At 71.4% G+C, this 19,084-nt stretch carries 14 protein-coding genes, 1 tRNA gene and 1 pseudogene; 5 read left to right on the forward strand and 11 right to left on the reverse strand.

The features are described 5' to 3' along the window. Window positions 1-79: 79 nt before the first annotated feature. From cysD to ACFQSB_RS22735, 8 genes and pseudogenes are all read right to left on the reverse strand, one after another. Window positions 80-994, reverse strand: a complete 915-nt coding sequence (cysD, locus tag ACFQSB_RS22700; RefSeq protein ID WP_354927574.1) for a sulfate adenylyltransferase subunit CysD — start codon at window positions 992-994, stop codon at window positions 80-82. A 22-nt stretch (window positions 995-1,016) separates the two neighbouring features. After that, a complete protein-coding gene (locus tag ACFQSB_RS22705; RefSeq protein WP_380828948.1) occupies window positions 1,017-1,790 on the reverse strand; it encodes a 3'(2'),5'-bisphosphate nucleotidase CysQ in 774 nt (257 codons plus the stop codon). A 43-nt stretch (window positions 1,791-1,833) separates the two neighbouring features. Beyond that, on the reverse strand, window positions 1,834-3,186 hold the full coding sequence (locus ACFQSB_RS22710; protein WP_380828904.1) for a sugar transferase: 1,353 nt from the start codon (window positions 3,184-3,186) through the stop codon (window positions 1,834-1,836). A gap of 331 nt (window positions 3,187-3,517) precedes the next feature. Next, window positions 3,518-4,114, reverse strand: a complete 597-nt coding sequence (gene pth, locus ACFQSB_RS22715; protein ID WP_354839800.1) for an aminoacyl-tRNA hydrolase — start codon at window positions 4,112-4,114, stop codon at window positions 3,518-3,520. Window positions 4,115-4,299: 185 nt separating this feature from the next. Continuing rightward, window positions 4,300-4,899, reverse strand: coding sequence for a 50S ribosomal protein L25/general stress protein Ctc (locus ACFQSB_RS22720; RefSeq protein ID WP_380828905.1), 600 nt, complete (start codon window positions 4,897-4,899; stop codon window positions 4,300-4,302). A gap of 257 nt (window positions 4,900-5,156) precedes the next feature. Continuing rightward, the gene (locus tag ACFQSB_RS22725; RefSeq protein ID WP_354840614.1) at window positions 5,157-6,134 is read right to left on the reverse strand and encodes a ribose-phosphate diphosphokinase; all 978 of its coding nucleotides are present in this window, start codon (window positions 6,132-6,134) and stop codon (window positions 5,157-5,159) included. Between the two features lie 231 nt (window positions 6,135-6,365). After that, window positions 6,366-7,787: pseudogene (glmU, locus tag ACFQSB_RS22730) on the reverse strand (bifunctional UDP-N-acetylglucosamine diphosphorylase/glucosamine-1-phosphate N-acetyltransferase GlmU); the annotation flags it as partial. Between the two features lie 199 nt (window positions 7,788-7,986). After that, window positions 7,987-8,059 (reverse strand) — tRNA-Gln (locus ACFQSB_RS22735). A 532-nt stretch (window positions 8,060-8,591) separates the two neighbouring features. Between ACFQSB_RS22735 and ACFQSB_RS22740 the strand changes: the two genes are divergently transcribed. The 4 genes from ACFQSB_RS22740 to ACFQSB_RS22755 all read left to right on the forward strand — a co-directional run bounded on the left by ACFQSB_RS22740 (window position 8,592) and on the right by ACFQSB_RS22755 (window position 13,921). Continuing rightward, on the forward strand, window positions 8,592-9,533 hold the full coding sequence (locus ACFQSB_RS22740; RefSeq protein ID WP_380828907.1) for an acyl-CoA desaturase: 942 nt from the start codon (window positions 8,592-8,594) through the stop codon (window positions 9,531-9,533). Between the two features lie 187 nt (window positions 9,534-9,720). Next, entirely contained in the window at window positions 9,721-10,884 is a 1,164-nt protein-coding gene (locus ACFQSB_RS22745; protein WP_380828908.1) for a TetR/AcrR family transcriptional regulator, read from the forward strand. A gap of 57 nt (window positions 10,885-10,941) precedes the next feature. Then, window positions 10,942-13,035: an RNA degradosome polyphosphate kinase gene (locus ACFQSB_RS22750; RefSeq protein WP_380828909.1), complete on the forward strand. Its 2,094-nt coding sequence runs from the start codon at window positions 10,942-10,944 to the stop codon at window positions 13,033-13,035. Then, a complete protein-coding gene (locus ACFQSB_RS22755) occupies window positions 13,028-13,921 on the forward strand; it encodes an NUDIX hydrolase (protein ID WP_380828910.1) in 894 nt (297 codons plus the stop codon). Before ACFQSB_RS22750 ends, ACFQSB_RS22755 begins: the two co-directional genes overlap by 8 nt. Before the next feature lie 139 nt (window positions 13,922-14,060). Here the strand turns inward: ACFQSB_RS22755 and ACFQSB_RS22760 are convergent, their stop codons facing one another. Both ACFQSB_RS22760 and ACFQSB_RS22765 read right to left on the reverse strand, forming a co-directional pair. Beyond that, window positions 14,061-15,557, reverse strand: a complete 1,497-nt coding sequence (locus ACFQSB_RS22760) for a CYTH and CHAD domain-containing protein (RefSeq protein ID WP_380828912.1) — start codon at window positions 15,555-15,557, stop codon at window positions 14,061-14,063. Between the two features lie 159 nt (window positions 15,558-15,716). After that, window positions 15,717-16,505, reverse strand: coding sequence for a trans-aconitate 2-methyltransferase (locus ACFQSB_RS22765; RefSeq protein ID WP_380828913.1), 789 nt, complete (start codon window positions 16,503-16,505; stop codon window positions 15,717-15,719). A 55-nt stretch (window positions 16,506-16,560) separates the two neighbouring features. Here ACFQSB_RS22765 and ACFQSB_RS22770 point away from each other — a divergent pair, with 55 nt between their 5' ends. After that, the gene (locus ACFQSB_RS22770; RefSeq protein ID WP_380828914.1) at window positions 16,561-17,103 is read left to right on the forward strand and encodes a MarR family winged helix-turn-helix transcriptional regulator; all 543 of its coding nucleotides are present in this window, start codon (window positions 16,561-16,563) and stop codon (window positions 17,101-17,103) included. A gap of 73 nt (window positions 17,104-17,176) precedes the next feature. On the opposite strand, the gene ACFQSB_RS22775 is transcribed toward ACFQSB_RS22770, so the two are convergent. Further along, on the reverse strand, window positions 17,177-19,003 hold the full coding sequence (locus ACFQSB_RS22775) for an ABC-F family ATP-binding cassette domain-containing protein (RefSeq protein WP_380828916.1): 1,827 nt from the start codon (window positions 19,001-19,003) through the stop codon (window positions 17,177-17,179). Window positions 19,004-19,084 lie beyond the last annotated feature (81 nt).

Raw genomic sequence — 19,084 nt, forward strand, 5'->3', positions numbered from 1 at the left:
GGTGTGCGGGCGGAGCGGCGGAGGGTCGTGCGCGCGGGCCGCGGGAGGAGCGGGCGCGGGGGCGTGGCAAGAGGGGGCATCAGAAGTACCCCTCCTTCTTGCGGTCCTCCATGGCGGCCTCCGAGGTGCGGTCGTCCGCGCGGGTCGCTCCGCGCTCGGTGATGCGGGTGGCGGCGATCTCGGCGAGGATCTCCTCCACCGTGGCGGCGGTGGACTCGACCGCGCCGGTGCAGGTCATGTCGCCGACGGTGCGGTAGCGGACGACGGTCTCGTAGACGGGCTCGTCGTCGCCGCGGTTGACCACCTCGTGGTCGGCGAGCAGCATGCCGTCGCGCTCGAACACCCTGCGGGTGTGGGCGTAGTAGATCGAGGGGATCTCGATGCCCTCGCGCCGGATGTAGTCCCAGATGTCCAGCTCAGTCCAGTTGGAGAGCGGGAAGACCCGGATGTGCTCGCCCTTGCGGATGCGGGCGTTGTAGAGGTTCCACAGCTCGGGACGCTGGTTCTTCGGGTCCCACTGGCCGAAGTCGTCGCGGAAGGAGAACACGCGCTCCTTGGCGCGGGCCTTCTCCTCGTCGCGCCGCGCGCCGCCGAAGACCGCGTCGAACTCGTGCTCCTCGATGGCGTCGAGCAGCGTGGTGGTCTGCAGCCGGTTGCGGCTGGCCCGGCGACCGGTCTCCTCGGCCACGCGGCCGGCGTCGATCGACGCCTGGACGGAGGCGACGACCAGGCGGGCGTTCAGCTCGGCCACGCGCCGGTCGCGGAACTCGATCACCTCGTCGAAGTTGTGCCCGGTGTCGACGTGCATCAGCGGGAAGGGGATGGGCGCCGGCCAGAACGCCTTCTCGGCGATGCGGACCATGACGATGGAGTCCTTGCCGCCGGAGAAGAGCAGACACGGACGTTCGAACTCGGCCGCGACCTCCCGCATGATGTGGATGGCCTCGGCTTCGAGGACATCGAGCTGCGACGTCGTGTAATCGCTCTGGAGCACTGCTCTTCCTCCGGGGTGGGCCCTATCGGTGCACGTCGCGGATGCCGGCGAGCAACGTTGGCGCCAGATCCGGTAGGGAAGCCAGGATATCCGGCAGTGAGGGGTTCTCCTGGTTGTAGGTCAGCGGCGACCCGTCGATGCGGCTCGCGTGGGCTCCGGCGGCCAGGGCGACGGCGACCGGGGCGGCGGAGTCCCACTCGTACTGCCCGCCGCCATGGACGTACGCCTCGACCTCGCCGGTGATCACCGCTGCGATCTTGGCGCCGGCCGAGCCCATGGGCACCAGGTCGGCGCCCACGAGGTGGGCGAGCTTCTTGACGAACTCCGGCGGGCGGGTGCGGCTGACCGCGATGCGGGCGCGGCCGCGGCGCGGGGCAGGGAGAGCGGGCGGCTCGGCGGTGGACAGCGTGACGCCCTGGGCCGGCAGCGCGACGGCGCCGGCGACCAGCGTGCCGGAGGCGCGCTCCCAGAGGGCCACGTGGACCGCCCAGTCGGCGCGGCCCTGCTCGCCGAACTCGCGGGTGCCGTCGAGCGGGTCGATGATCCACACGCGCTCGGCGGTCTGGCGGCGCGGATCGAGCCGTTCCTCGCGCGTGCCCTCCTCGGACAGGACGCTGTCGCTGGGCCGCAGCCGGGCCAGCGCCTCGGCCAGATAGGCGTGGGACTCCAGGTCACCCGCGTGGCGCAACGCCACCGGGTCGTCGAACCCCTCGCGGTCGCGCAGGGCCAGCAGCCTCTGGCCGGCCTCGGCCGCCAGGTCTCTCGCGAGCGCGTGGTCGTCGCGTATCGTCACGATGCCCTTTCTGGTGCGCACCCGGGTTGTCGTCCCTCACCTCGGGCTAATATGCGCCCGAGCCACGTGCCACGGCCGACCAGGTCTTCCACAGGATCTGAAGATCCAATGTGAGAGACCAGTTCTCGACATAACGCAGGTCCAACCGTACCGATTCCTCCCACGAAAGGTCAGATCTGCCGTTGACTTGCCACAGGCCCGTCATGCCCGGGCGGACGACCAGCCGCCGGCGGACGTCGTCCCCGTAAGCGGCGACCTCTTCGGGGAGCGGCGGTCTCGGGCCGACCAGCGACATGTCACCGGCGAGCACGTTGAACAACTGGGGCAGCTCGTCCAGAGAGTACCGCCGCAGGAAGGCCCCGAGCGGGGTGACCCGCGGATCGTCTCGGATCTTGAACAGCACGCCGCCGGCGTCGCTCACGAGGTGGACCTTGCGGCGCTCGGCGTCCGGGCTCATCGTGCGCAGCTTGAGGATGGTGAACTCCGCGCCGTCCCTGCCGACCCGCGTCTGCCGGAACAGCGCCGGCCCCGGGCCGCTCGACCGGACGGCCACCGCGAGCGCGGCGAGGACCGGCGCGAGCACGGCGATGGCCAGGAGCGCGACCGCGCGGTCGAAGAGGTTCTTCAGAAGCTGGCGGAACCCCGACAGCTCGGGATGCTCGACGTGCAGCAGCGGCAGCCCGGCCACCGGCCTGATGGTGGTGCGCGGCCCGGCGACCTCCATCAGCGCCGGGGCGACGACCAGGTCGGTGCGGGTGGTCTCCAGCCGCCACGCCAGGCGGCGCAGGGCGGTGCCGTCGAGCTCGGGGCACGCCAGCACGGCCACGGTGTCGGCCGCGACCTGCCCGACGACCAGCGGGACGTCGGAGAAGTCGCCGAACACCGGGACGCCCTCGACCGTGCCGGCGGCCTCGCCCCGCGGCAGGCACACGCCCACGATCTGCATGCCGTGGTACGGCTCGCGCCGGAAGCGGCGGACCAGCTCGGCGGTGGACGACCGGTGGCCGACCGCCACCACCCGCCGCATGCACCGCCCCCTCGCCCTGCGGTGGTGGAGCGCCAGGCGCAGGGCATATCTGGAGGAAAGGGTGAGCGCGGTCATGAGAGGAAGGTCGAGGACGACGTACCCGCGTGCCAGGTCGGTCTTGGTGACGTAGGAGGCGATCGCCACGCCCGCGGTCAGGAAGAACCCGCACCGCGTGATGCGGCGGAACTCCTCCGGCCCCACGCCGACCAGCCGCGCCTCGTAGGCGCGGTTGAGCGCCACGGCCGCCACCCACAGCACCGGCAGCACCAGGCTGAGCACGAGATAGGGCGCGACGTACGGCGTGACCTCGCCGAACCGCACCACGATCGCCACCGCCCCGGCGGCCAGCCCGCACCCGAGATCGCCCGCCACGGCGCACAGCCGGTAGCGCCGGACCCAGCGCGGGCGGAACGACCCCCCGCCCGCACCGGCCCGCCGCCGCGCCCGGGGACGGAGACGGGCACGGGGCCTGACGGCCGCAAGCGCCACGAAGGCCGCAACGGAGCTCTCCCCCTCGCGCACGCATCCCCCAAGGTGACCGATCGAACACTCTCGGTGAGGATGCTAGCGGTCGCCTCGGACACTCTTGGGGGAATCCGGTAACTCCCTTTACGAACGCACGGGCGTGTCAGCGCGCGGACGACCGCCGCGCAATGTCGGCCCTGCCGCGCCGCGTCGGCGATCGGCGTCGGACCTGGCGAGGTCAGCGCGGGGGTTTGAGGGGTTTGAGGTCGGAGGCGTGGAAGGCGTTCTGGGTGGCCTCCAGGCCTGAGGTGATCAGCGACTCGGCGACGTCGGCGGCGCGGTCGACGAGCAGGGGGAGGTCTTTGCGCTCACCCGTGGCGAAGTCGCGCAGCACGAAGTCGGCGGGGTCCATGCGCCCGGGCGGCCGGCCGACGCCGAAGCGCACCCGCAGGTAGTCCTTGGTGGCCAGCGACTTGGTGAGCGAGCGCAGCCCGTTGTGGCCGTTGTCGCCCCCGCCGAGCTTCACGCGCAGCGCCCCGTACGGGAGGTCCAGCTCGTCGTGGATCACGATGACGTTCGCCGGCAGGACCTTGTAGAAGTCGGCGAGCGCCTTGACCGGGCCGCCGGAGAGGTTCATGTACGAGCGCGGCTTGGCCAGCACGACGGGAGCGCCCACGAGGCGGCCTTCGACGATCTCGGCACGCGACTTGTGCGCCTTGAACCGGCCGCCGACCCGCGCGGCGAGCTCGTCCACCACCATGAACCCGGCGTTGTGCCGGTTACCGGCGTACTCGGGACCGGGGTTGCCCAGCCCGACGACCAACCAGCGGTCCACGACGACCTCTTCCGTCTTCGGTTCCACTCAGAGCCCGCGGCGCGTGGCCGGCGGGACCGGCGTCCGCACGCCGGACAGGGCAGCCGGGCGGCCGATGAACGGGCGCCCGGCTGCCCTGGCGACGATACGGGACTGCCGTTGGGTGCGGGCCGCCCGCGAGGCGCGGGCGGCCGGCGGGTGCGGCCTTACTCGGCGGCGGCCGCCTCGCCCTCGGCGCCGCCCTCCTCGCCCTCTTCGGTCTCGGCCGAGGTCGGGACCCCGGTGACCTGGAGGATGACCGTCTCGGGGTCGGCGGCCAGCGTGGTGCCCTTGGGCAGCTTCAGGTCGCCCGCGGTGACGACCGCGCCGACCTCCAGGCCCTCGATGTCGACCTCGACGCCCGTCGGGATGTGGGTGGCCTCGGTCTCGACGGCGATGGAGAGGAGCTGCTGGTCGAACAGGCCGCCGGGGGCGATGTCGCCGGTCGTGGTGACCGGGAGCTCGACCGTGACCTTCTCGCCGCTCTTCACCAGCAGCAGGTCGACGTGCTCGAGGAAGCCCCTGATCGGGTCCTTCTGGACGCCCTTGGGCAGCGCCAGCTCGTTCAGGCCGTCACCCTGGAGGCGGATGAGGACGTTCGGCGTGCGCAGAGCGAGCAGCAGCTCGTGACCCGGCAGGATCAGGTGCTTGGTCTCGGTGCCGTGGCCGTACAGGACGACGGGGACCTTGTCGGAGCGACGGATCTTGCGCGCGGCGCCCTTGCCGAACTCGGAGCGCGGTTCTGCGGCGATGCGTACTTCGGACACGGCGTGTCTCCTAGGGAAACTCGGGAACCTCGGAAAGGAAGAACGGCGCTCACCCTCACCCGCCCTAGCGGAAGGCGTTACGAGCGCGGAACCTCGCGGAACCCTCAGAGCTTACCCGACCGGCCGCGTCGCGCGGATCGCCGCCGGGCGGACAGGAGCGCGGACAGGACACGGAGCGAGGAACTCCGCGTCCTGCTCACCAAGCTCCCCGGCCCCCACCTGAGCAGGTCCGCTTCACCAGGCGGCGGGGGCGGAGGTCAGGCGTCGCCCTCGAAGAGGCTGGTGACCGAACCGTCGCTGAAGACCTCGCTGATGGCGCGGGCGATCAGCGGGGCGATCGACAGCACGGTGAGCTTGTCGAAGCGCTTGGCCTGCGGGATGGGCAGCGTGTTGGTGACCACGACCTCGGAGATGCGCGAGTTCTTCAGCCGGTCGACGGCCGGCTCGGAGAAGATCGCATGGGTTGCGGCCACGATGACGTTCGTCGCGCCCTGCTCGTACAGCGCGTCGGCCGCCTTGCAGATGGAGCCGCCGGTGTCGATCATGTCGTCGATCAGCACACAGGTGCGCCCGCGCACCTGTCCGACGACCTCGTGCACCTTCACCTGGTTGGCCACGTCCAGGTCGCGGCGCTTGTGGATGAACGCGACCGGGGTGCCGAGCTGGTCGGCCCAGCGCTCGGCCAGCCGCACCCGGCCGGTGTCGGGCGAGACGATCGTGGTGACCGCCGGGTCGAGCTTGCCGCTGAGATAGCGGTGGAGCACCGGCAGCGCGAACAGGTGGTCGACGGGCCCGTCGAAGAAGCCCTGGATCTGCGGGGTGTGCAGGTCGACCGACATCAGCCGGTCGGCGCCCGCGGTCTTGAACAGGTCGGCCATCAGGCGCGCGGTGATCGGCTCACGGCCGCGCCCCTTCTTGTCCTGCCGGGAGTAGCCGAAGAAGGGCAGCACCACGGTGATGCGCTTGGCCGACGCCCGCTTGAGGGCGTCCACCATGATGAGGTGCTCCATGATCCACGTGTTGATGGGCTCGGTGTGGCTCTGGATGACGAAGGCGTCGCTGCCGCGCACCGACTCCATGTAGCGGGCGTAGATCTCTCCGTTGGCGAAGTCGTGCAGCCTGGTCGGCGTGATCTGGATGCCGAGGTGCTGCGCGACCTCCTCGGCCAGCTCTGGATAGGCCCGGCCGGAGAAGAACATCAGGTGCTTCTCCCCGGTGGTCTTGCGCCCGGTGATGTTGACCTCCTCGGCCGCCTGGCCACCGGACGGAGCCGTGAAGGGCTCGTCGCGCCTGTCGGCCGGCCCGCCGCGCTGGTTCATTTCCAAAGCTCCCCGCTATCGTTCGCCGGCCGGTTCGGCCCGCTCGCTGCTTTCGGCCTGCTGGGATGGTGTACCCGGCCCGCCGTTCCCCGCACGCCCGGACGGTGCGTCCGGGCCGTTCGTCCCACCCTCGTGGCCGTCACGCCCGGCGAGCGCACGCGCGGCGGCCTCCGCCGCGGCCGTGCCGGCGCGCCTGCGCGCGACCCACCCTTCGATATTGCGCTGGTGGGCCCGGCCGACCGCCATCGCCCCCGGGGGAACGTCGGTGGTGATGACCGACCCCGCGGCGGTGTAGGCGCCGTCGCCGATGGTGACCGGGGCGACGAGCATGTTGTCGCCGCCGACCCGGGCGTGGTCGCCGACCGTGGTGTGGTGCTTGTGGACGCCGTCGTAGTTCAGGAACACCGTGGCGGCGCCGATGTTGCTGCCCTCGCCGATGGTCGCGTCGCCGACGTAGGACAGGTGGGGCACCTTGGACCCGGCGCCGACGCGGGCGTTCTTCATCTCGACGTAGCTGCCGGCCTTGGTCCTCGGACCGAGGACGGTGCCGGGCCGCAGGTAGGTGAACGGGCCGACCGAGGCGTCGGGGCCGATCTCGGCGCCCTCGCAGACGGCGTTGCGTACCACCGCGCCGGAGCCGACGACCGTGTCGGTGAGCGTGGTGCCGGGCCCGACCTCCGCGCCGGAGGCGACGCTCGTGCGGCCGTGCAGCTGGGTGGCGGGGTGCACCACGGCGTCCGGCTCGATGGTGACGCTGACGTCGATCCAGGTGGTGGCGGGGTCGATGATGGTGACCCCCGCCCGCATGTGGGCGTGCAGGATGCGGGTGTTGAGCACGCCGCGGGCGAAGGCGAGCTGGACCCGGTCGTTGACGCCCTCCACCTCGACGTGGTCGGCGGCGATGTACGCCCCGACGCGGTGCCCCTCCTCGCGCAGGATGGACAGCACGTCGGTGAGGTACTCCTCGCCCTGGGCGTTGGCCGTGGAGACGCGCTTGACCGCGTCGGCCAGCAGCAGCCCGTCGAAGGCGTAGACCCCGGAGTTCATCTCCCTGATCATCCGCTGCTCCGGCGAGGCGTCCTTGTGCTCGACGATCGACAGGACGGCGCCCGCGGCGTCGCGGACGATGCGGCCGTACCCGGCCGGGTCGGGCACCTCGGCGGTGAGAACGGTCACCGCGTTGCCCTCGGCCGCGTGCGTGGCGAGCAGCTCGCCGAGGGTCTCGGTGCGCAGCAGCGGCGTGTCGCCGTAGGTGACCAGGACGGTGCCGTTGATCGTGCCCACCGTCTCAAGGACGGTGCGCACGGCGTGGCCGGTGCCGTTCTGCTCGGTCTGGACGACGGCGTGCGCGTCGGGGCCGGTCGCGGCGAGATGGGCCTCGACCTGCTCACGGGCGTGCCCGATCACGACGATCAGGCGTTCGGGGGAAAGGCCCCTGGCGGCCTCCAGCATGTGGTCGACCAGCGCGCGGCCGCACAGCTCGTGGAGGACTTTGGGTTTGACGGACTTCATCCGGGTGCCCTCGCCGGCGGCGAGGACGATGACGGCTGCCGGGCGCGGCACACTCACGGACTGAGGCTCCCTCGGCGTCGCGGCTGAGACATTGGCGGACGGGCCGGCGCGCGGCAACCGTACAGGCACCGCTCGGCCACCCACCCGACACCGTGAGAATACCCGTCGTCTCCCGGGAGGGATCCAGCCCCCTCGCGGAAGAGTCACGAGCTGTGCGGACCCGTTGTGAGGAGGCTCGCGACAAGATAAGGAAAAGTTCCGGCGCCTGGACTCGAACCAGGACAACCCTGCTCCAAAGGCAGGTGGGCTGCCAATTACCCTACGCCGGACCGATGCGACACCTTCCCCGAACCGCGGAGACCAGAATACCCACGAGGGACCGGTCCCGCACTGTGCCTATGGCGCTCGCTCCGCTCGCGCTGTGCTCGGGCGCCTTTGAGCCGGTGCCCTTCCCTCCTCACTCGGAAGCGCTCGTTCCTCGCACTTCCTCCTTCGTCGGTCAGGACACCGGCGCGCCCGAGCACGGTATGGGGGGCCCAGCCATGGGAATCCGCAGTATGGGCGGGGCGAGGGCCCGGGTGTCGGGTCTTCTGTGCCCATGGCGCTCTCGCCGGTCGCCCGGTGCTCGGGCGCTTTGAGCCGGTGCGGCCGAGCGCGGGAAACGGTCTGATGTTGGTGGGGGTGAGGGTGCATCCCTTTAACAGATGGGGGCATGTATGCGCAAGGCGTGGACCCGCCACGGGTTCCGGGCCGAACCGTCACCTTCCCCACATTCCGGCTTAGGGATTCCTAACTTACGATGGCGTAGGTTACGGTTACGTAGCTACAGCCACACTTCGCTCGAACCACGTGAGGTAGCCCATGACAGTCGTCGCCGACCGTACGAGCCCGCCGCCGCCGCGGCCGGATCTCGAGCCGGAACCGAAGAGCAACTTCGAACGCGTGCTGCTCGTCATCTTCGTGACCGTCCCGTTCCTCGCGCTGATCGCGACGGTGCCGATGGCCTGGGGCCACTTCCTGGGCTGGAGCGACGTCGCGATCACCCTCTTCTTCTACGTGTTCACCGGTCTCGGCGTCACGGTCGGTCTCCACCGCTACTTCACCCACGGCTCCTTCAAGGCCAACCGCCCGCTCAAGATCGTGCTCGCCATCGCCGGCAGCATGTCGCTGGAGATGGGCGTCATCGACTGGGTCGCCACCCACCGCCGCCACCACAAGTACTCCGACAAGGAGGGCGACCCGCACTCGCCGTGGCGCTTCGGCAACGACTGGAAGGCGCTGACCAAGGGCCTGCTGTTCGCCCACATCGGCTGGATGTTCTCCTCCGAGCGCACCAACCGTGAGCGCTTCGCCAAGGACCTGATGAACGACAAGGACGTCAGCCGCATCCACAACCTGTTCCCCTGGCTGGTCTTCGCCTCGCTGGCGCTCCCGGCCGTCATCGGCGGCCTGGTGACCTGGTCGATCACCGGCGCGCTGACCGCCTTCTTCTGGGGCAGCCTGGTGCGCATCTGCCTGCTGCACCACGTGACCTGGTCGATCAACTCGGTCTGCCACGTCTTCGGCGACGAGACCTTCGAGGTGCGCGACAAGTCCCGCAACGTGTGGTGGCTCGCGATCCCGTCCTTCGGCGAGTCCTGGCACAACCTGCACCACTGCGACCCGACGGCCGCCCGTCACGGCGCGCTCAAGGGGCAGATCGACCCGAGTGCCCGCGTGATCCGCTGGTTCGAGCAGGCCGGCTGGGCGACCGACGTCCGGTGGCCCACCCCGGAGCGGCTGGCGGCGAAGCGGCTTGGCTGATCCAGCCTCCCTGTCGGGCCGCCCGGTGGCGGCCCGATCTCTCATCTCCCCTCCCCCCACCCCCCAGAACGCGCCCCCTTCTCGCGCCCGCGTTCCCGCTCCCGCCACACCACGGAAACCCGACATAGCTCGTCAAACTGGGGTATTGGCGGTTGCCGCGCCCGTGCGGCCAGCCATTATTGAATCCATGACCGAACCGCGCTCACGCGTGCGCATGACCGGCAAGGAACGCAGAGAGCAGCTCATCCGCGTCAGCCGCACCCTGTTCGCGGAAAAGGGGTTCGACGGCACCTCCATCGAAGAGATCGCCGCCAGCGCCCGGGTGTCCAAGCCCGTCGTGTACGAGCACTTCGGCGGCAAGGAAGGCATCTACGCCGTCGTCGTCGACCGCGAGATGCAGCGACTGCTCGCCCTGGTCGCCGTCGCGCTTAACGCCGGCCACCCCCGGGTCCGCCTCGAACGCGCCGCGCTGGCGCTGCTGCAGTACGTCGAGGAGTCCAGCGAGGGGTTCCGCATCCTCGTGCGCGACTCGCACGCGGCCTCGGGCACCGGCACGTTCGCGAGCCTCATCAGCGACATCGCCAGCCAGGTCGAGGACGTCCTGGCCGACCAGTTCGCCGACCGCGGTTACGCCCCGACGCTCGCCCCGATGTACGCCCAGATGCTCGTCGGGATGGTCGCCCTCACCGGCCAGTGGTGGCTGGACGCGCGCAAGCCCGACCGCGAGGAGGTCGCCGCCCACCTGGTCAACCTCGCCTGGAACGGTCTCACCGGCCTGGAGGCGCACCCGGCGCTCACGGCCGTCACCGCCCGCGGACTGCCCGCGATGACCGCCGCGGCCGAGCTGCGGAGCCTGGCCCGGCCCACCGACAAAGAGCTCAAAGACCTCGAACGGCTCCGCGAGAAGGAGCACAAGGAGCAGGAGAAGGTCCGCGCGCGCGAACTGCGCGAGCAGGAGAGGCTGCTCCGCGACCAGGAGAAGGCCCGGGCGCGCGAGGTGCGCGAGCAGGACAAGCTGCGCCGCGAGGAGGAGAAGCTGGTCGCCCGCGAGCAGCGTGAGCGCGAGAAGCTCCACGCCCAGGAGGTCAAGCTCGCCGAGCAGCAGGCCAGGCAGGCCGAGCGCGAGGCCGCCAGACGCGCCAAGCTGGCCGCCGAGCGGGCCGAGCGCGCCCAGCGGGGCGAACGCGTGGAACTGGTCGAGCGCATCGAGCTGGTCGAGCGCGTCCCGCTGACCGAGCACGCCGGGCACACGGGACACACCAGGCACACCGGGCAGGCCGAGCTGGAAGGCCGGGAGACCCAGATCACAGAGCCCTCCACCAGCACCGAAGCGGAAGAGCGGGCGAAGTAAAACCGTCGTTGCTGAAAAGTTAACGTGCCGTTCAACCGAGTAGGGCATTTTGGACATATGTCCGCCGAGATCGTGCAGCCGACCCCTGAAGGACACGACGAGCCTCAGTCTCCCCAGGAACGCTTCCTCAACCGCGAGGAGAGCTGGCTCCACTTCAACCAGCGCGTCCTCGAGATGGCCGAGGATCCCGCCGTCCCGCTGCTGGAACGGGTGCGTTTCCTCGCCATCTTCGCCAGCAACCTGGACGAGTTCTTCCGGGTCCGCGTCGCGGGCCTGAAACGGCGGATGGCGACCGGTCTGCTGCTGCGCACCAAGAGCGGGCTCAAGCCGCGCGAGGAGCTGGCCCGCATCGCGGCGATCGCGGACGACCTCGCCCAGCGGCACGCCGCCGCCTACCACAAGCAGCTCTGCCCGCAGCTCGCCGACGTGGGCATCGACGTGGTGCGCTGGGACGACCTCGACAGGGACGAGCGCACGGCGATGCGCAAGCTGTTCCGCGAGCGGGTCCGCCCCGTGCTCACCCCGCTCGCCGTGGACCCCGCGCACCCGTTCCCCTACATCTCCGGCCTCTCGCTCAACCTGGCCGTCACCGTGCGCAACCCGGGCAACGGGCAGACCGTGTTCGCCCGGGTCAAGGTGCCCTCGCAGCTGCCGCGCTTCGTCGCCGCCTCGCCCAACCGCTTCGTCCCCCTCGAGGACGTCATCGCCGCCCACCTCGGCCAGCTCTTCAAGGGCATGGAGATCCTGGAGCACCACGTCTTCCGGGTGACCCGCAACGAGGACCTGGACGTGGACGAGGACGTCACCGAGAACCTCATGCAGGCCCTGGAGAAGGAACTGCTGATGAGGCGCTTCGGCCCGCCGGTGCGGCTGGAGATCGAGGACACCATCAGCCCCGCCGTGCTCGACCTGCTGGTGGACGAGCTGGACGTGGCCGACCACGAGATCTACCGCCTGCCCGGCCCGCTGGACCTCACCGGTCTGCACGCGATCGCCGACCTCGACCGCGGCGAGCTGAGCTTCCCGCCGTTCGTCCCCGCCGAGGCCGTGCACGCCGAGGACGACATCTTCTCGGTGCTGCGCGAACGCGACATCCTCGTGCACCACCCCTACGACTCCTTCTCCACCAGCGTGCAGCGGTTCATCGAGCAGGCGGCGGCCGACCCGAGCGTCCTGGCCATCAAGCAGACCCTGTACCGCACCAGCGGCGACTCCCCCATCGTGGACGCGCTGATCGACGCCGCCGAGGCCGGCAAGCAGGTCGTCGTCGTGGTCGAGATCAAGGCGAGGTTCGACGAGCACGCCAACATCACCTGGGCCCGCAAGCTGGAGAAGGCCGGCTGCCACGTCGTCTACGGCGTGCTCGGCCTGAAGACCCACGCCAAGCTGGCCCTGGTCGTCCGGCAGGAGCAGTCGGGCGAGCTGCGCCAGTACTGCCACATCGGCACCGGCAACTACAACCCCAAGACCGCCCGGCAGTACGAGGACTTCGGCCTGCTCACCGCCGACCCGATGGTCGGGGAGGACCTCACCGACCTGTTCATCCACCTGACCGGGTACTCCTACCACTCGGCGTACCGGCGGCTGCTGGTGGCCCCGCACTCGCTGCGGTCGGGACTGCTGGCCCGCATCGAGCGCGAGATCGCCCACCACGTCGCCGGCCGCCCGGCCCGCATCCGGATCAAGTCGAACTCGCTGGTCGACGAGCCGGTGATCGACGCGCTGTACGCGGCGTCCAAGGCCGGCGTGCCGGTGGACCTGGTCGTGCGCGGCATCTGCACGCTCCGGCCGGGGGTCCCGGGCCTGTCGGAGAACATCCGGGTCCGCAGCATCCTCGGCCGCTTCCTGGAGCACTCGCGCATCTACGAGTTCGGGTACGGGCGGCGGCCGGAGATCTGGATCGGCAGCGCCGACCTGATGCGCCGCAACATCGAACGCCGCGTGGAGGCGCTGGTGAAGGTCAACAGCGCCCAGCACCGGGCCTACCTGTCGGAACTGCTCGACCTGTCACTGGCCGACACCACCAGCAGCTGGTGGCTCACCAGCGAGGGCACCTGGGTGCGCCACCATCAGGCGGAGAACGGCGATCCACTGCTCGACCTGCAGTCACACCTGGTCGGCCGGCGCCGCTGGAGGACGATCGATGACTGACGGCACGCCGAACAGCGGCGGAATGATCAGGGCGGGCGGCGCCGTCGTCTGGCGCGGCGACCCGCGCGCCCCGGAGGTGGCGGTCGTCCACCGGCCGAAGTACGACGACTGGTCCTTCCCCAAGGGCAAGCTGAAGCCGGGCGAGCACGCCATCACCGGCGCCCTGCGCGAGGTGGCCGAGGAGACCGGGGTGAGCGCCACGCTCGGCCGCCGCCTGCCCGCGGTCCACTACATGAAGGGCTCGCGGCTCAAGCGCGTCGACTACTGGGCCGCCCGGGTGGTGGCCGAGGTGGCGCACGACCCCACCGACGAGGTGGACCACCTCGCATGGCTCCCCGTCGCCGAGGCCCGCCGCCGGCTCACCTACGAGTGGGACGCCGGGCTGCTCACGGCCCTGACCTCGGCGCCGGTGGACACCACGCCGCTGGTGATGGTCAGGCACGCCTACGCCGGCTCCCGGCAGGCGTGGGACGGCGAGGACGAGCTGCGCCCCCTGGACGCGGAGGGCGAGGCGCAGGCGGAGGCCGTCCGCGACATCCTGTACGGCTACCGTCCCGCGTCGCTGGTCAGCTCGCCGAGCCGGCGCTGCGTGCAGACCCTGCTGCCGTACGCCGCCCGGCAGGCGCTGCCGATCCGCACCGAACGCGTGCTGAACGAGACGAACTTCGACCGCTCGCTGACGCTGAAGGCGACGCTGCCGCTGCTGGACGAGGGCCTGTCCACGGCGGTGTGCAGCCACGGCAAGGTGCTGCCCGAGCTGATCGGCGGGCTGTGCGAGCGGCGCCTCGACGGCCGGCCGGAGGACTTCCACCTGCGCAAGGGCGCGCTCGCGGTGCTGCACCACGCCGCCGGGCGCATCGTCGCCATCGACCGCTACCGCACCTGACCGCTCCTGACGGCCCTCTCCGGACCGCTTCGACGGCTTCCGAACGCTCCTGACGGCCCTCTTCTGGACCGCTTCGGCGGCTCCTGAACGCTCCTGACGGCATCGCGCGGTCAGGTGGCGACCGAGAGGCTCCGCGCGGTCAGGTGGCGACCGAGGTCACCTCGTCCCAGACGCGGGGGAAGACGGCTCGGGAGCGCTCCGCGGCGGCGCGCTCCAGGCCGAGGAGCAGGCCGTAGGTGAAGGTGTCCTCCCCCGCCTCGCGGGCCCGCTCGGTCTCCTCCAGCAAAACCTCCTGGGCCACGACGCCGTCGAGGTAGAGCCCGAGCGACTCCTGGACGGCCTTCGCCCGCCCGGCGAGGCCGGACGCCCGGTCGCCGAGCAGGGGCTTGAGCGCGTCGGCGGTGTACCTGGCCCGTTTGGCGGCCTTGCGGACGTCGTGCATGGCGGTCTCGCGCGCCTCGGGGTCCTCGATCATCCGCGCCTCGTCGTACTTCTTCGCCACGCGGCGCCAGGACCTGTCGGCGACCTTGGCGAGCGTCGTGTCGGCCTTCTTGGCGGCGAGCGGGGTGAGCGGCGGCTTGGCGACCATCGTGTCCAGCCGGTCCAGCAGGGCGAAGTAGCGCTCGCCCTTCATCGCCTCCGTGGCCCGCGCGAGCGCCTCGCCCTCGCGGCGTTCGAGATCCTCACCGAGGCGGGCGCGGACCGGCCCGGCGATCAGGCGGGGCTCCAGCTCGTCCAGTGTGCGGGCGAACCGGTCGCGGATGACCTCCAGGTCGCGGACCTCGCCGAGCACGCCGGCGATCCACCGCAGCTCGTCCTGGACGCCCGTCGTCTCGGCGACCACGTCGGAGAAGGACCGGAGCGCGCTGCGCAGGCGGCGGCAGGCCACCCGCATCTGGTGGACGGCGTCCTCCTCGACCTGCCGCACCCGGGGGTCCTGGGCGAGCAGCGCGGTGACCTGTGATCTCAGGTAACCGACCACGACGGCGCCGGCCGTGCCATCCTCCTGCTCGGCTAGCACCGGGACAAGGATGCGGTCCCCGAGCAACCGGGCCAGTTTGCTCTGCGTGCCGGCCGGGATCGCCCCGGCCTTGCGCAGCGCCTTGCCGACCCGCTTGAGCAGCGCCTCGTCGCCGCCGGTCAGCTCGGCCTCGACCTCGCGCCAGCGCTCGACGTGCCGGTCCTCGCCGAAGGCCGTCGCGAACACCGTCCCCTTGACGTTGTCGTCGGCGACCTCCAGCAGTTGCCGGCCGTCGGCGTCCCGGACGCTGGTGACCTTGCGCACCGTCTCCAGCTCGGCGACCGGGACGAGCGGCTCACCCCGGGTCAGCGCCAGGACCAGGTCGGACAGGCGGCGCGGAACGATCTTGGCACTGCGCGTCAGTGGGTGGGTGACCTCGTTCCGCACGCCCTTGGCCTTGGGCAGCTTGAGGTGCCACCCGGCGTCGTGGCCGCCCCGCCGGCGGCGCAGGGTGATCCCCCGCGCGGCCAGCCGCAGGTCGGCGGTGTCGAAGTACACGGCCACCAGCTTCTCCGCGACCAGCTCGACGGCCTCGGCGCTCCCGCGGACGGCGGCGAGGTCCGGTACCGCGAAGTCCGCCGGCACATCGAACTTGTCCTCGATCTCGAGCGCCATGCTCACCTCACAGCCGGCCGGATACGATCCTCGTCCCATCAAGGACAATACGGGACGCATCGCCCGGACGAGCGGTCACCGGTCCGGCATAGGCGAACCCCTGGTCCGGGCGGCCACCGCTCGCGCGCAGGGAAGCCCAGGGGCCGGGGCGGTCGCCGGTCAGGCGGGGCGTGGGGCGCGGGCGACGACGAAGACACGGCGGAAGGGGAAGGCCGTGCCGTACGGCCTGCGCGGGTAGGCCTCGGCGAGCACCCGCGCGCAGTCGGCGAGGAACGCCTCGCGTCTGTGCTCGTCGGCGCCGATGCGGTCGAGCATCGGACGCAGGGCCGTGCCCATGATCCAGTTGAGCACGGCGTTCTCGCCCTGGAGCAGGTGAACGTAGGTCGTCTCCCAGGTGTCGACCTCGCACCCCAGCCCGGCCAGCAGCGCGAGGTACTCCTCGGGATCGCCGACCGGGGTGTACCGCACCAGGTCGCCGAGCTCGTCCCTCCAGGCGTCGCCGGCGCAGACCTGCCTGACCAGGGCGTGGCTCGGGGCGTCGAAGTTGCCGGGCACCTGGAAGGCGAGCCAGCCGCCCGCGCGCAGCGCCCCGACCCAGCGCGGGAGCAGCTCCCGGTGCTCGGGCACCCACTGCAGCAGGGCGTTGGAGACGATCACGTCGACCGGGCGCTCCGGACGCCAGGACCGGACGTCCCCCACGCTGAACGCGGGCCCCTCGGGGGCCTTGGGAGCCTTGGCGATCATCGCGGGCGAGGAGTCGACACCGTGGACGGCGGCGCCCGGCCAGCGCTCGCACAGCGCGGCGGTCAGCTCGCCGGTGCCGCATCCGAGGTCGACGACGTACTCGGGATCATCGGCGCGGACCCGGGCGATCAGCTCGAAGAAGGGCCGGGCGCGCTCGTCGGCGTACCGGCCGTAGACGGCGGGGTCCCACATATCTCTCGACATCAAGATATTCATACTGGGCGAGATCTCTCGATGTCAAGAGAGATAGACTCTGCCCATGACGACGCGCCGGAGCGATGGGACCGCCGAAGATTCCGCGCGGGACGAGGTCGACCAGCTCGTCGCGTCGTGGCGCCAGGAACGTCCCGACCTCGACGTCTCGCCGCTGGAGGTCCTGAGCCGGGTGTCCCGGCTGGCCCGCCACCTCGACCGCGCCCGCCGCGCGTCCTTCGCCGAGCACGGCCTGGAGCCGTGGGAGTTCGACGTCCTGACGACCCTGCGCCGCTCCGGCCCGCCGTACGAGCTGAGCCCCGGCGCCCTGCTGCGCGCCACCCTGGTCACCTCCGGCACGATGACCAACCGCATCGACCGGCTGGCGGCCGCACGGCTGGTGCGCAGGCGGCCCGACCCCGAAGACCGGCGCGGAGTGCTGGTGTCGCTGACCGAGCAGGGCCGGGCCCGCGTCGACGAGGCCTTCGCCGACCTGCTCAGGCGCGAGCGAGAGCTGCTGGCCGGCCTCGACCCCGCCGACCGCGACACCCTGGCCGCCCTGCTACGCACCATCCTGGTCCCCTTCGACTCAGCCCAGAACACCACCTGACCCCCGTCCGGTCACCGATCATGCGCCTCCCCTCGGCCGCGAGGAGGCAGGGACAAGGGACGGGCCGTGGGGGTCACTCGCCGAGTTTTTCGGCCAGGTCCATCCATTCCAGTTCGACGGTTTCCTTCTGGGCGCGGAGGTCCTTGAGCTCGGCGTCCAGGGACGCCAGCCTGCCGTAGTCGGAGGCCGCGTCCGCCATGGCGGCGTGGAGCACCGACTCGCGCCCGCTGATCTTGTCGAGCTGGCGCTCCAGCCGGGACAGTTCCTTCTGCAGCTCACGCAGCTCACGGGCCGACAGGCCCGGCGCCGCCGGCGCGGCCTCCTGCCGCCCGCCGCCCGCCTCACCGGCGGCCGGTGCGCGCGAACCCGCCGGAGCCGAACCGGCCCTGGCCGTCAGCGCCGTGCCGGACGACCGGCGCTGGAGATACTCCTCCACGCCGCCCGGCAGCAGCGACAGCCGGCCGTCGCCCAGCAGGGCCACGCAGCGGTCGGTCACCCGCTCGAGGAAGTAGCGGTCGTGGCTGACCAGCACCAGCGTGCCCGGCCAGGCGTCCAGAAGGTCCTCGAGCTCGTTCAGCGTCTCGATGTCGAGATCGTTGGTGGGCTCGTCCAGCAGCAGCACGTTGGGGTCGTCCATGAGCAACCGCAACAGCTGCAGCCGCCGCCGCTCGCCGCCGGACAGGTCTCCGACGACCTTCCACTGCGCCTCGCCGCGGAAGCCCAGCCGCTCCAGCAGTTGCGAGGCGGTCCACTCGCGCTTGCCGACCTGGATGAACTTGCGGATCTCCTCGACGGTCTCCAGGACGCGGCGGTTCGGGTCGAGCTCGGCCAGCTCCTGCGACAGGTGGGCCAGCCGCACCGTCTTGCCGCGCACGACCGTGCCCGAGTCGGGCCGGACCGCGTCCGCGAGCAGCCGCAGCACCGACGACTTGCCCGAGCCGTTCACGCCGATCAGCCCGACACGGTCGCCCGGGCCGAACTGCCAGGTGCACCGGTCGAGCACCAGCGGACCCTCCCCCGGCCCTCCGGCGTGCAGAGTGACCTGGTCCAGGTCGTACACCGTCTTGCCGAGCCGCGCCGAGGCGAACTTCACCAGTTCGACGGTGTCGCGGACCGGCGGCTCGTTCGCGATGAGCGCCTGGGCGGCCTCGATGCGGAACTTGGGCTTGGACGTGCGGGCGGGCGGGCCGCGGCGCAGCCAGGCGATCTCTTTGCGCATGAGGTTCTGCCGGCGCTCCTCGGACGCCTGCGCGATGCGCGCCCGCTCGGCCTTGGCCAGCACGTACGCGGCGTACCCGCCCTCGTACCGCTGGACCGTGCCGTCCACGACCTCCCAGGTGCGGGTCGACACCGCGTCCAGGAACCAGCGGTCGTGCGTCACGACGAGCAGGGCGGACCGGCGCTGCGACAGGTGGCCGGCCAGCCAGGCGATGGCCTCGATGTCGAGGTGGTTGGTCGGCTCGTCCAGGATGACCAGATCGTGCTCGTCGATGAGCAGCCGGGCGAGCGCGGTGCGCCGCCGCTCGCCGCCGGACAGCTCGCCCGCCCGCGCCGAGAGGTCGATGTCGCCGATGAGGTTGGCCAGGATCTCCCTGACCGCCTGGTCACCGGCCCATTCGTGCTCGGCGCGCTCGCCCAGCACGACCTCCCGCACGGTCACCGCGGGGTCGAGATCGTCCCGCTGGGACAGAAAGCCGATGCGCAGCCCGCGGGTGTGCGTGACCCGCCCGGCGTCGGGCTTGAGCGTGCCGGCGATCACGGAGATCAGCGTCGTCTTGCCGTCGCCGTTGCGCCCCACGACGCCGATGCGGTCGCCGGCCTCGATGCCGAGCGACACCTCGCCGAGCAGGGGCTTGGGACCGTAGGCATGGGAGACCGATTCGAGGTTAACCAGATTCATCGTGCCCAAAGCCTATCCGCGCCCACTCGCCGCCGCACCGCCCCGGCCCTTGCCCCGCCCAGCCCCCCGCGGGTCCCTGCG

Origin of the sequence: Sphaerisporangium rhizosphaerae, assembly GCF_042665155.1 — a bacterium.
Lineage (GTDB): Bacteria > Actinomycetota > Actinomycetes > Streptosporangiales > Streptosporangiaceae > Sphaerisporangium > Sphaerisporangium rhizosphaerae.

Coding starts and splice junctions, on each gene's coding strand:
- ACFQSB_RS22760 (WP_380828912.1), bottom strand. CDS start 15,557: ATGGCGCTCGAGATCGAGGACAAGTTCGATGTGCCGGCGGACTTCGCG.
- ACFQSB_RS22775 (WP_380828916.1), bottom strand. CDS start 19,003: ATGAATCTGGTTAACCTCGAATCGGTCTCCCATGCCTACGGTCCCAAG.
- ACFQSB_RS22765 (WP_380828913.1), bottom strand. CDS start 16,505: ATGTCGAGAGATATGTGGGACCCCGCCGTCTACGGCCGGTACGCCGAC.
- ACFQSB_RS22740 (WP_380828907.1), top strand. CDS start 8,592: ATGACAGTCGTCGCCGACCGTACGAGCCCGCCGCCGCCGCGGCCGGAT.
- ACFQSB_RS22750 (WP_380828909.1), top strand. CDS start 10,942: ATGTCCGCCGAGATCGTGCAGCCGACCCCTGAAGGACACGACGAGCCT.
- ACFQSB_RS22745 (WP_380828908.1), top strand. CDS start 9,721: ATGACCGAACCGCGCTCACGCGTGCGCATGACCGGCAAGGAACGCAGA.
- ACFQSB_RS22770 (WP_380828914.1), top strand. CDS start 16,561: ATGACGACGCGCCGGAGCGATGGGACCGCCGAAGATTCCGCGCGGGAC.
- ACFQSB_RS22755 (WP_380828910.1), top strand. CDS start 13,028: ATGACTGACGGCACGCCGAACAGCGGCGGAATGATCAGGGCGGGCGGC.